The sequence below is a fragment of the Amphibacillus xylanus NBRC 15112 genome, from assembly GCF_000307165.1.
Lineage (GTDB): Bacteria > Bacillota > Bacilli > Bacillales > Amphibacillaceae > Amphibacillus > Amphibacillus xylanus.
Genome location: NC_018704.1, coordinates 2,203,920 through 2,216,331, shown reverse-complemented (window position 1 = coordinate 2,216,331; position 12,412 = coordinate 2,203,920). Strand labels below are relative to the sequence as shown.

The following is a 12,412-nucleotide window of genomic DNA, read 5'->3' as shown; positions in this document are numbered from 1 at the left end:
GATCAAATGACAATTTTAACTAAAATTATTGAAGCGAAAAAGGTAGAAGTTGCACGACTTAAACAATCATACAAATTAGCAGATCAGTTAAGAACGACTCCAATATACTCATTTATCGAACGTTGTGAACAGAATCAAGGCTTACACCTGATTGCAGAATTTAAACGAGCTTCACCATCGAAAGGCATCATCAATGCTCATCTAGATCCGGTTGAACAAGCACAAACATATCAGAGCTTAGGTGCTTCAATGGTATCCGTACTAACTGATCAACAGTTTTTCAGTGGTAGTTTTGCAGATTTAGAGAAAGTGAGAAAGAGTGTCCAGTTACCTGTGTTAAATAAGGATTTTATTATTGATAAGATTCAAATTGATCGGGCATATCGATCTGGTGCAGATGTGATTCTACTAATCGTAGCGAGTCTAGATGAGACGAGATTAACTGAGCTCTATCATTATGCAAAAGGACTTGGTCTTGAGGTTTTAGTTGAAGTTCATAATGAAAGAGAATTAGAGCAGGCACAGACACTTGGTGCGAGATTAATAGGTGTTAACAATCGAGATCTAAAAACATTTGAGGTTGATTTAGCCGTAACGGAAAGACTCGCTCAGCTAATCAATCATGATCGAGAAATATTAATTAGTGAGAGTGGGATTCAGTCAAAAGCAGATATTGCTCGTGTTAAACAAGCGGGAGCACGTGCTGTTCTAATTGGAGAGACACTAATGCGTGCTACTAATTTACAAGAGACATTAAAAAATATCTTCATTTGAGGTGACAGAATGGTACTTGTTAAGATATGTGGAATTACTTCTCTTCAAGAAGCAGCTGCAGCAGTTGATGCTGGTGCAGATTTTATCGGTTTTGTCTTTGCTGAGAGTAAGCGACAAGTAACGGTTGAACAAGTTGATTACATTCAGCGGCACTTACTAAGTGATGTGAAGAAGGTTGGTGTCTTTGTTGATACACCGATCCACCTCGTCAATCAAATTGCTCAGGAAGTTAACTTAGATTTTGTGCAATTACATGGCCAAGAGTCAATCAAAACTTGTTTAAAAAGCGATCGACCTGTAATTAAGGCACTATCATTACAAAGCGATCAAGCGATGAATCAAGTATTAGATTACTTAGCTGTTGTAGATTATATCTTATTAGATGGCCCTAAGCCGGGAAGTGGTGTTCGATTTGATTGGGGATTAATTAATAAGATTACACAAGTAAGAAGTAAACTCATGCTAGCAGGTGGATTAACACCAGATAATGTAGCATCAGCCATTCAATATACTAAGCCGATCGGAGTTGACGTATCTAGTGGTGTTGAAACGAATGGCGTAAAAGATCTGTACAAAATAAAACAATTTATTCACAATGCGAAAGGAGTCAGGTGAAGTAAATGTCAATATATCAAAAACCAGATCAAAGTGGACATTTTGGCTTGTTTGGGGGGCGATTTGTCCCTGAAACGTTAATGCCAGCAGTACTTGAGTTAGAACAGGCTTATGAAGCGGCAATTGATGATCCGATTTTCCAACAGCAACTAAGCTACTATTTATCTCAATACGTTGGGCGAGAAACACCGCTTTACTTTGCAGAACGTTTAACGAAAATGCTAGGTGGTGCGAGGATTTACTTAAAGCGTGAAGATTTAAATCATACAGGCGCACATAAGATTAATAATGCACTCGGGCAAGCATTGTTAACTTTAAGAATGGGTAAGAAAAAAATTGTCGCAGAAACAGGAGCGGGTCAACATGGTGTCGCAACAGCGACAGTGTCAGCCTTATTAGGATTAGAGTGCATTATTTTTATGGGTGAAGAAGATATTCGTAGACAAAAGCTCAATGTTTTTAGAATGGAGTTACTTGGAGCAAAGGTTGTGAGTGTTAGTCAAGGCAGTGGCACGCTAAAAGATGCAGTCAATGAAGCACTTCGCTATTGGGTAACAAATGTAGAGGATACTCATTATATTATTGGTTCAGTCGTAGGTCCGCATCCATTTCCTAAAATAGTCCGTGATTTTCAAAGTGTGATTGGCACAGAAGCAAAACGACAATTTGAACAAGAGTATGGTGGGCTTCCTGATGCAATCGTCGCTTGTATTGGTGGTGGTAGTAATGCGATGGGATTATTTTATCCGTTTATTGACGATCAAACCGTAAAAATTTACGGGGTAGAAGCGGGCGGATTAGGTGTCGAAACTGGAAAACATTCCGCTGCTTTAACTGATGGAAAAGCGGGTGTGCTACATGGTATGATGACATACCTACTTCAAGATCAACATGGTCAAATTCAAGCAGCGACATCAATTTCGGCTGGATTGGATTATCCAGGAGTCGGACCAGAGCATAGCTTTTTAAAAGACATTAATCGTGTTCAATATGTATCAGTTACCGATCATGAGGCGTTGGCGGGGTTAAAATTGCTATCAGAAACGGAAGGGATAATTCCAGCGTTAGAAAGTGCTCACGCAATTGCTTACTTAGAAAAGCTCGCACCAAAAATGAGTCAAGACGAATCGATCATTGTCTGTCTATCTGGACGTGGTGATAAAGATGTTGAAACAGTACAGTCAGCTTTAGGGGGTGGGCAAAATGACGATTAGTAAGCTAGAATCAGCATTAAAGCAAACATTAGCAAGCGGTAATAAAATCTTTATCCCATATATTATGGCAGGGGATGGTGGGCTTGATCAGCTACCTGAACAAATAGCATTTTTAGCGGAGACTGGTGCAACAGCTATTGAGCTAGGGATTCCATTTTCTGATCCAGTCGCCGATGGACCTGTTATCCAAGAAGCAGGACTTAGGGCATTATCTTTAGGTGCTAATCTTCGATCTATTTTGGCAATTCTAGAAGAAACAAAGCATGAACGAACGATTCCAATTGTCTTAATGAGTTATTTTAATCCGATATTCGCTTATGGCCTAGAGGCTTGTCTTCAAGATTGTCGTCGAGCGGGCGTTTCGGGATTAATTATTCCGGACTTACCAATTGAAGAGGAAGGGATTATTCCTGAATTGTTTGCTCGTGAAGAACTTGGCTTGATTCGACTTGCGACATTAACGAGCTCATCTGATCGTCTGGAAAAAATTGCTGAAAAAACGACTGGATTTTTATATGCTGTCACTGTGACTGGTACAACGGGAGAACGTCATCAATATATTGATTCGATTGGCGAATATTTATCTAAACTCAAGCAAATCAGTAAAAAACCAGTTGTTGCTGGCTTTGGCGTCTCGACACCAGAACAAGTGAAGCGGTTAAGCCAATATTGTGATGGTGTGATTGTTGGTAGTAAAATCGTTAAATCTTTACACAAAAACGACCGTCAATCAATTACTGAACTAATTGGAGCGACTAAATTGACGAATAACTAGAATAAAAAAACCCCCTACTCGTAGCAGAATGTAAATCTGAGTAGGGGATTAGTTAAATTATTGGTTCTATAATTTTTGGTGTTGGTGAGTTTTTTACCAATTTTCTGACACCTTTTTTTGTGTTTCCATAGAAAAAGGCCAATAGAATCCTTTAAAATTAAGTCGACGAAAACCAATTTAAAGGAGAATCTATATGGCCTACGCTCATTGTATACGAAAAATATTTAATATTAAAGACGAAGGGTTAGATCCCTTACATTTATACAGGAACGAAAGCAATAGGAAACTACTTAGTTAAAATAGCAACCATTTAATTTAGAAGTGAAAAATAGCAGGTGAAATACACGAGACTCCTGCGGGAATAGCACGAGCTGAAGATCCACTAAGGCAAGCGCTCTTTGCTTGCCTTAGTTAGCTAAAAGCCGTGCCCGCGGAAACATACTAAGATTAGTAGTACAAGACCTAGGCCAGGTTTTGTGCTACTATTTTTTTATAGTAGAAGTGAAGTAAAGCCGAATCACGCTAAGGACCTTGAGTTCGACGATCGGAAACTGGCTAACTTCACTCCCTTATTTGAATCAGCTTAGTATGTTGGGTCCCCAGAGACCGTGTATAAGAAAGTGGAATCGATAAGGTAAAGTGGAGACTTCTACAAAAATATTAAGGAGGAGAAGAAAATGAGATGCGTTATTGCTTTCGACGTTAGTCGAAAGAGTAGTACCATGGCCGCTTACAACGAGCAAGGTAACTGTGAATTTGAAGGGAGGTTAATTCATTCAAAAACGGGATTCTCTAATTTAAGTAAAATCATTAAAGATCTAAGTGAAAAGAATAATTATACCTTAGAATTTGTTTTTGAAGCGACTGGAGTATATTCGGCTGCTTTAGAACGATTCTTACGAGAGAATAATCTCGTTTATTATTCTTTAAATCCTTTATTAGCACACCTTAACACCCAATCTCTAAGAAGAAACAAAACAGATATAAGTGATGCGCATCAACTGGCTAAGAATCATTTTAAAAACGATTATTTCCAAACTTATCGCGAAGATTCTTATTACGAACAGATGCGTACAATGTCACGTCGCTATGATGAGATTATGAAAGAGAAGATTCAGTACAAAAATCGACTACATGCATCATTACAATTATCTTTCCCAGACTTTGATACGGCTTTTATTAACAAATCAAAACTTTATTATAATCTTGTACAAGTATTCCCTCACCCAAACTTGATATTAAAACGATCTAAAACAGTTATTAAAAATCGTATTAAAAAATGCACTAAGAAAAACTATTCATTAAAAAAGTTAGAGGAAAGAGCAATTTTATTGATTGAAATCGCAAAGGATTCATTTCCAGCAGTTGATGAAACAGACTATTCTTGTGAGTTAGTAAGGGATTATGCCAAGAAAATATTAGAGATGGAGGAAGAGCAAGATGAAATCATTCAAAGAATGACAGAAATGTCAAAAGACCGTAAAGAATACAGGATCCTTCGGTCATTTCCCGGAATAAAAGATAAATTAGCCTGTAGAATCATAGCTGAACTAGGGGATTTAACACGTTTTAAAAATAATAAACAACTAAATGCATACGCCGGTATAGATATCGTAAGATATCAGTCTGGAAATATGGAGTATAAAGATCGTATAAATAAACGAGGTAATAGTAGACTGCGTGGTATTTTGTATTTTATGATTGTCTCAATGCTTTCTGCTAAAGGAAAACAAATAAATCATTTAGTTGATTATTATTATAAATTAAAAAAACAACCCTATAATAAGCATCATAAGGTTGCAGTAGTCGCTTGTATGAATAAATTCTTGAAAGTCACATTTCATCTTATTCAAAACGACCTATTGTATGATTATGAGAAAGCTTCAAGCCAACAATAATCATACTATGATTTAATTATAACACAATAGACCTTGAAAAAAGACAAAAAACACAAGGTCTATTCGAAGTGCAAAATTTTAATTAATTCCCGGAGGGGTACCCCTCCGGGAATTAATTAAAAAAAGGGATTTAAACACTTGACTAAACGTAAGAAAGCGAGTGTATTTCACCTGCGGTGAACAAATTGTATCTTAATTAAAATTAATATAAATTTATTCTCGACTAATTATAAAACCTACCAACACTATTTGACATTGAACCAAATTATTTTGCAGCAACAGTTGTTGCTTCTTTAGCTAGTGCATTTTCTTGTTGAACAGCTTTTAATGCAACTTCATTTAAGTAATGAACAGGCTTATTAAAATGCGGTTGGAAGAAGAAATCACTTAATGCTAATTGTTCGATTGTCATTTGATTTGCTATCGCGATACTTACTGTATTAGCTACTTGAGTTAAGTCAATATCTGAAATAACCTGAGCACCAACAACTCGAGTAGTTCCAACTTCATAGACCAGCTTTAAGTGAACAATATTATTTTCAGGCATAAAGTCAGGGCGATATGTTTCTTTAATTTCAACTGTACGCACATCGATATCATTCATCTTAGCAGTCGCTTCAGTTAAACCAGTTGACCCGATGTAATGATTATAAATCTTCAAGCCAGAAGTACCTTGAGTACCTGGGTGCTTAACTTTACGTTCAACGAGGTTCTGAGCTGCAATTGTTCCCATTCGGACAGCATTTGTTGCAAGTGGAATATATGCTGACTTTCCTGTTGGATTATAAGGAACTGCACAGCAATCTCCCGCTGCAAAGACATCCTTTGCGCTTGTTTCCATAAATTCATCAACTACGATAGCTCCGCTTGGTAACATATCAAGTTGCCCTTTAAATAACTCTGTGTTTGGGCGGAATCCAATACACATGACAACGAGTTCAGTTTCAATCTCACTCTTATTTGTAATGACTTTTTCAACTTTACCGTCACCCTCAAAGCCAGATACAAATTCATTTAATAATAGTTGAACACCTTTTTCACGGAAAGATTTTTCAACTGGTTCTGTAAATGCTTCGTCAAGATAACGGTTTAAAATACGAGATTCAGCATCTACAAGTGTAACTTCCTTGCCGTTTTCCTCAAATGCTTCAACTAATTCAACACCGATATAACCACCACCGACAACAGTCACATGCTTGACATGCTCTGAACGACGGATGATTTCTTTGGCGTGGTCATAGTTTTTACATAAAACAACGTTTTCTAATTCAAATCCTGGAATTGGTGGAGTGATTGGCCATGATCCAGTAGAGATAATTAACTTGTCATACGTATGGTGTCTAACTTCGCCAGTTTTTAGATCTTTTGCTTCAAGCTCTTTTTTAGCAATGTTTACAGAAACAACATCATGCTCCATATGCATTCTAATGCCGCGGTTTTCGAAGCCGTCAACAGAAGCATAAAATAGTGATTCTGCCTTTTCTACTACGCCGCCGACATACAATGCGATTCCACAAGATAGGAATGAGACGTTATCGTTTCTCTCAAATACATCAATTTCAGCATCAGGGTAAAGTGTCAATGTGTTTTTAATTGCTGCTGTTCCAGCATGTGTACAACCAATAACTGCTACTTTCATTTTCTTGTCCTCCTATTACGTTAATATCATCACACAAGCTTATAAAAGTATGTGAAAAATAACGCATATGATTATTTACACTTATTATAACAATAAGTATGTTAAGTAATCAATCAATTGTTACCTTTTTCACAAACTTATTTTACAAAGCTTATTACCATGCTCATTAGAACGATTAGAAAAATAATTTTCACAAAGTTGTCACAATATATTTTGACGATTTTGTGACGATAAAATAAAAAAACAGGGGGTAGCCCCTGTTTTTATTGATATAGCTTACGTATTTCTTCTTGTAATTTTCGATCAGCAACATATTCACTGTAGCTCATTTGTTTATCAACTAATCCATTTGGAGTGATTTCCATTAAACGATTAGAAATCGTGTCAATAAACTGATGGTCATGTGATGTGAATAAAAGTGCACCTTTAAAGTTAATTAATCCGTTGTTTAACGCAGTAATTGACTCAAGATCTAGGTGGTTAGTTGGTTCATCGAGCAGAAGGACGTTTGCAGTCGATAGCATCATTTTTGCCAACATACAGCGAACCTTTTCTCCTCCAGATAGAACTTTTGCCTTTTTTAATGCCTCTTCACCTGAGAATAACATTCGACCTAAAAAGCCCCGTAAGAATGTTTCTGTCTCATCTTCAGGTGAGTACTGGCGAAGCCATTCTACTAATGTGAGATCATTATTTTCAAAAAACTCACTATTATCTTTTGGGAAATATGATTGTGATGTCGTAATTCCCCATGAATATGTGCCTGCATCAGGTTCAATTTTACCCATTAATATATCAAATAATGTTGTTTTTGCGATATCATTTGGTCCGACAAAAGCAACCTTATCTGTTCGATTAAGTGTAAAGCTTAAATTATCCAACACCTTCACACCATCAATTGTCTTTGTTAAACCTTCTACACGTAACAGATCATTACCAATTTCACGCTCTGGTTTAAACGCTACATATGGATAACGACGTGATGATGGACGGATATCATCTAAAGTAATATTTTCAAGCATTTTCTTTCTTGATGTCGCTTGACGAGATTTAGAAGCATTCGCACTAAAGCGAGCGATAAAGTTTTGTAATTCCTTAATCTTTTCTTCTTTTTTCTTATTTTGATCCTGAGCCATTTTCAGTGCGAGTTGACTTGATTCATACCAGAAATCATAGTTCCCAACGTAAAGTTCAATTTTACCAAAATCAACATCAGCGATATGTGTACATACTTTGTTTAAAAAGTGACGATCGTGCGATACAACAATAACTGTATTTTCAAAGTTAATTAAAAACTCTTCTAACCACTGGATAGCTTGAATATCTAAGTGGTTCGTAGGCTCATCGAGTAAAAGGATATCGGGTGATCCGAATAAAGCTTGAGCAAGTAAAACTTTGACTTTTTCTGACCCTGATAAATCAGCCATTTTCTTCGATTGAAGATCTTCGCCAATTCCAAGACCTTTTAATAAAATACTCGCATCAGATTCTGCTTCCCAACCATTTAACTCGGCAAACTCAGCCTCTAACTCAGCTGCTTTCATACCATCTTCTTCAGTAAAATCAGTTTTTGCGTAAACAGCATCTCTTTCTTGCATGACTTGATATAGTCGTTCGTGTCCACGAATAACTGTCTCAATAACCGGCAATTCCTCATAAGCAAAATGATCCTGCTTTAATACAGCCATCCGCTTACCCTTCTCTAAGCTAACATGTCCCGCTTGAGGCTCAATCTCGCCAGCGAGAACTTTTAAAAATGTTGATTTTCCTGCACCGTTAGCGCCAATCAGTCCGTAACAGTTTCCAGGTGTAAACTTAATATTGACTTCTTCAAACAGCTTTTTGTCGCCAAAGCGCAAGCTGACATTTGATACTTGTAACATAGTTCATTCCTCCAAAATATATAACCTGAGCCTAGCTTATGCTAAATACGAAGCTAAGTCAATCAGTGAATATCAATGGATAAGCAAAATTTCTAAACGTTTTTAAGCATATTTCTTTATTATTTTTGTGAAAAGTGGAATGATAGTCAAGAAAGCACTATATAGAAGAATTTAAGGGAGGACTTTCAATGGCAAAAGATTTTTACCAAGCAGTCAAGGATCGCTACTCAGTTTACCAAATTAGTGATCAGAAAGTAGTATCAGAAGAAAGAATTGAAGAAGTAGTTAAATTCGCAGTTGAGCATACACCATATGCTTTTAACTCACAAAGTGGCCGTGTCGTTGTACTATTCAACGATAATCACGATAAGCTTTGGGAAATCACAAAACAAGAGTTGAAAAAAATTGTTCCTGAACAAGACTTTGCAGGAACAGAAGCTAGAATCAATAGCTTTAAAGCAGGGTATGGAACAGTTCTATTCTTTGAAGATCAAAGCATTGTACGTGGCCTCCAAGAGCAAATGGAATTATACAAAGATAATTTCCCAATTTGGTCAGAGCAAGCATCTGGAATGCTACAATATGTTGTTTGGACAGCACTTGAAGCTGAAGGTTTAGGTGCAACACTTCAGCACTATAACCCTTTAATTGATCAAGGTGTTCGTGCAGAATGGGGTATTCCTGAAGACTGGCTATTACGTGCGCAAATGCCATTTGGTAAGCCAGAAGGCGAACGCCCAGCTAAAGAGCAACAGTCGATTGAAGACCGTGTGAAAATTTTTAAATAAATTGATTATAAAATCTCCTGTACTTTTGCAGGAGATTTTTTTTAATTCCTTAATTGAGACGCCTCTGAATTTACTTTAAGCGGGTAAGTTGGCATCATTTTTTCTATTAAAGAAAGCATATGATTAAGTTTATAATCACGACAAAGATAACGCTCCTTATTTACTAATGAAGTGCAAATTGCTATGATTTAGTAAAAGATGTTCTATGAGGAGGCTAGTCATGACTGTCATCACATTTTTTGCGATTTTAATTCTTTTATTAATTTTTCAATTTTATATTAAAAGTTTTTTATCGAAAAAGTTCCAATTAACAGGGGTAAGAGCTGGTAAAGGAAGATTTGTAAACAATTGTCATCAATTAATTGATTTCGGATTATCCGCGATCTTTATTATTTTGTTTTTACTCTTTACAATGACGGATATCGTCAAAGCAGGTATGTTTGAGATTGCTTCACCTTATATTATCTTTCCGGTAATATTCATTATTATGGAGCTAGTTAGAGCATGGTTCCAATGGAAGGAAACAGACGAACCTAAGCGTGCCTATATCACATTGATGAACGTATCAATCTTAGTCGTCTTAATTATCTTCTATTACTTGTACATTATATTTTATATTTAAGTGGTTTCACCTTCTATGATGAAGGAAAGAAAGGATTGATTCTTTGAGTAAAATAGTTGTCCTTGCAGAAAAGCCTTCTGTTGGTCGTGACATGGCAAGAGTATTAAAGTGCCAGAACAAGCAGAATGGTTATTTTGAGGGAGCAAAATATATCGTTACGTGGGCACTTGGGCATCTTGTCACATTAGCAGATCCAGAAGCTTACGATCCAAAATACAAACAATGGCGATCAGAAGATTTACCGATGTTACCAGATCGTCTTAAGACTGTAGTGATTCGACAAACAAATCGGCAATTTCAAGTCGTAAAAAAGCTACTAAATCGAAAAGATGTTAGCCAAGTGATTATTGCTACGGATGCAGGGAGAGAAGGGGAGCTTGTTGCTCGCTGGATTATCGAAAAAACACGAATCAATAAACCGATTAAACGGTTATGGATCTCATCTGTTACGGACAAAGCAATTCAAGCTGGCTTTAGAAATCTACAGCCTGGTGAAAAATATTATCCACTATACTTAGCTGCTGCAGCTCGGTCAGAGGCTGATTGGTATGTTGGTTTAAATGCAACGAGAGCTTTGACAACGACACATCAAGCACAATTATCTAGTGGGCGAGTTCAAACACCGACATTAGCTATGGTCGCTGAACGTGAAAAGCGTATGAGTGAATTTAAGTCACAAGTGTTTTACGGTATTAGAGCACGGTTAAAGAACGGGCTACAACTAACGTGGCATGATCAAAACAATCAAGCGAGAATTTTTGATAAAGCAAAAGCAAAGCAATTATTAGCCAAGCTTGAAGGAAAACAAGCGCAGATTCAGTCAATAAAGAGGTCTGAAAAACGTAGTTATGCGCCACCACTACATGATTTATCGTCATTACAACAGGAGGCGAATAGGGCATACGGATTTTCAGGTAAGCAGACTTTATCCATTATGCAAAAGCTATATGAGCAACATAAGGTTTTAACTTATCCACGGACCGATTCAAGATTCCTCTCAAGTGACATTGTTGAGACATTAAGAGATCGAGTCGATGCCTGTGCGGTTGGTGAGTATCAGACTGCTGCGCGCTCAATCTTGAAAAACGGTATTAAAGCAAATCAGTCATTTATAAATGATAAAAAAGTGACTGACCACCATGCAATTATTCCAACAGAAGAGCCAGTGCTATTATCAAGTTTAGATGATCGTGAACGAAAAATTTATGATCTTGTTGTTAAGCGATTTTTAGCTTGTTTATCAGCACCGTATCGATATGAGCAAATTACAGTCGAAGCGGAAATTAATCGTGAACGATTTTCAATGAATGAAAATCATGTAATCGACCTAGGTTGGAAAGCCGTTTATCAAGATCAAGAAGAAGAATCGCGCCTCCCGCTTCTTAAAGAGGGCGAATTATTAGACGTGACGGTTCAGTTAACAGAAGGAGAAACGACACCACCAGAGCGTTTTACAGAAGGTACTTTACTTCAAGCGATGGAAAACCCAGCGAAATATATCGACACTGGAAGCAGTAAACAAACCGAAACACTTAAGCAAACTGGTGGACTAGGTACTGTTGCAACACGTGCTGATATTATTGATAAGTTGTTTAGTTCTCATTATATTGAAAGTCGTGGTAAATATATTTACACAACTTCAAAAGGTCGCCAGTTATTAAAATTGGTGCCAGCTGATTTACGCTCGCCAATCTTAACGGCTGAGTGGGAAGATCAGCTTGCTGCAATTGCTCGTGGTCAATTGAAGAAGACAACTTTTATTAATGAGATGAAGCAATATACACGCACAATTGTGAGTCAAATAAAAAATAGTGACCATACATTTAAGCATGATAATGTAACAGGAACAAAATGTCCAAGTTGCGGGAAATTAATGCTTGAAGTGAATGGAAAAAGAGGTCGTATGCTTGTCTGTCAAGACCGTGAATGTGGAAAGAAAAAGCGAATATCTCGTACGACTAACGCACGTTGCCCGAAATGCTATAAGAAAATGGAGCTTCGTGGTTCGGGAGAAGGCCAAACCTTTTCTTGTAAATGTGGCTATCGTGAAAAACTATCCGCCTTCCAGAAACGAAAATCACAAAATAATCAACATCAAGCAACAAGACGAGATGTTAATAAATATTTAAAGAAAAATAATGAAGAAAGCTTTGCCAACACAGCACTAGCAGATGCATTGAAAAAATTAAAACAAAAATAGTATA

At 36.9% G+C, this 12,412-nt stretch carries 10 protein-coding genes; 8 read left to right on the top strand and 2 right to left on the bottom strand.

Annotated elements, in window-relative coordinates; all coding sequences use genetic code 11:
• Positions 1-6: 6 nt before the first annotated feature.
• The 5 genes from trpC to AXY_RS10650 all read left to right on the top strand — a co-directional run bounded on the left by trpC (position 7) and on the right by AXY_RS10650 (position 5,276).
• Positions 7-774 carry an indole-3-glycerol phosphate synthase TrpC gene (gene trpC, locus AXY_RS10670; RefSeq protein WP_015010826.1) on the top strand — a complete coding sequence of 256 codons (768 nt, stop codon included), beginning with the start codon at positions 7-9 and terminating at the stop codon, positions 772-774.
• Positions 775-783: 9 nt separating this feature from the next.
• The gene (locus AXY_RS10665) at positions 784-1,389 is read left to right on the top strand and encodes a phosphoribosylanthranilate isomerase (RefSeq protein ID WP_015010825.1); all 606 of its coding nucleotides are present in this window, start codon (positions 784-786) and stop codon (positions 1,387-1,389) included.
• Positions 1,390-1,394: 5 nt separating this feature from the next.
• Positions 1,395-2,603, top strand: coding sequence for a tryptophan synthase subunit beta (gene trpB / locus AXY_RS10660; RefSeq protein WP_015010824.1), 1,209 nt, complete (start codon positions 1,395-1,397; stop codon positions 2,601-2,603).
• On the top strand, positions 2,593-3,378 hold the full coding sequence (gene trpA / locus AXY_RS10655) for a tryptophan synthase subunit alpha (RefSeq protein ID WP_015010823.1): 786 nt from the start codon (positions 2,593-2,595) through the stop codon (positions 3,376-3,378). Before trpB ends, trpA begins: the two co-directional genes overlap by 11 nt.
• A gap of 677 nt (positions 3,379-4,055) precedes the next feature.
• Positions 4,056-5,276, top strand: a complete 1,221-nt coding sequence (locus AXY_RS10650; RefSeq protein WP_015009979.1) for an IS110 family RNA-guided transposase — start codon at positions 4,056-4,058, stop codon at positions 5,274-5,276.
• A 265-nt stretch (positions 5,277-5,541) separates the two neighbouring features.
• Here the strand turns inward: AXY_RS10650 and AXY_RS10645 are convergent, their stop codons facing one another.
• Complete coding sequence (locus AXY_RS10645; RefSeq protein ID WP_015010822.1) at positions 5,542-6,915, bottom strand: FAD-dependent oxidoreductase; 1,374 nt, start codon at positions 6,913-6,915, stop codon at positions 5,542-5,544.
• A gap of 263 nt (positions 6,916-7,178) precedes the next feature.
• On the bottom strand, positions 7,179-8,798 hold the full coding sequence (locus tag AXY_RS10640; protein ID WP_015010821.1) for an ABC-F family ATP-binding cassette domain-containing protein: 1,620 nt from the start codon (positions 8,796-8,798) through the stop codon (positions 7,179-7,181).
• Between the two features lie 188 nt (positions 8,799-8,986).
• Here AXY_RS10640 and AXY_RS10635 point away from each other — a divergent pair, with 188 nt between their 5' ends.
• The 3 genes from AXY_RS10635 to AXY_RS10625 all read left to right on the top strand — a co-directional run bounded on the left by AXY_RS10635 (position 8,987) and on the right by AXY_RS10625 (position 12,408).
• The gene (locus AXY_RS10635; protein ID WP_015010820.1) at positions 8,987-9,586 is read left to right on the top strand and encodes a nitroreductase family protein; all 600 of its coding nucleotides are present in this window, start codon (positions 8,987-8,989) and stop codon (positions 9,584-9,586) included.
• A gap of 220 nt (positions 9,587-9,806) precedes the next feature.
• On the top strand, positions 9,807-10,208 hold the full coding sequence (locus AXY_RS10630) for a DUF4181 domain-containing protein (RefSeq protein ID WP_015010819.1): 402 nt from the start codon (positions 9,807-9,809) through the stop codon (positions 10,206-10,208).
• Positions 10,209-10,251: 43 nt separating this feature from the next.
• On the top strand, positions 10,252-12,408 hold the full coding sequence (locus AXY_RS10625) for a DNA topoisomerase III (protein WP_015010818.1): 2,157 nt from the start codon (positions 10,252-10,254) through the stop codon (positions 12,406-12,408).
• Positions 12,409-12,412 lie beyond the last annotated feature (4 nt).

Excerpts from the sequence above, each read along its gene's own strand:
- trpC (WP_015010826.1), top strand. The coding sequence starts at position 7 with ATGACAATTTTAACTAAAATTATTGAAGCGAAAAAGGTAGAAGTTGCA.
- AXY_RS10665 (WP_015010825.1), top strand. The coding sequence starts at position 784 with ATGGTACTTGTTAAGATATGTGGAATTACTTCTCTTCAAGAAGCAGCT.
- trpB (WP_015010824.1), top strand. The coding sequence starts at position 1,395 with ATGTCAATATATCAAAAACCAGATCAAAGTGGACATTTTGGCTTGTTT.
- trpA (WP_015010823.1), top strand. The coding sequence starts at position 2,593 with ATGACGATTAGTAAGCTAGAATCAGCATTAAAGCAAACATTAGCAAGC.
- AXY_RS10650 (WP_015009979.1), top strand. The coding sequence starts at position 4,056 with ATGAGATGCGTTATTGCTTTCGACGTTAGTCGAAAGAGTAGTACCATG.
- AXY_RS10645 (WP_015010822.1), bottom strand. The coding sequence starts at position 6,915 with ATGAAAGTAGCAGTTATTGGTTGTACACATGCTGGAACAGCAGCAATT.
- AXY_RS10640 (WP_015010821.1), bottom strand. The coding sequence starts at position 8,798 with ATGTTACAAGTATCAAATGTCAGCTTGCGCTTTGGCGACAAAAAGCTG.
- AXY_RS10635 (WP_015010820.1), top strand. The coding sequence starts at position 8,987 with ATGGCAAAAGATTTTTACCAAGCAGTCAAGGATCGCTACTCAGTTTAC.
- AXY_RS10630 (WP_015010819.1), top strand. The coding sequence starts at position 9,807 with ATGACTGTCATCACATTTTTTGCGATTTTAATTCTTTTATTAATTTTT.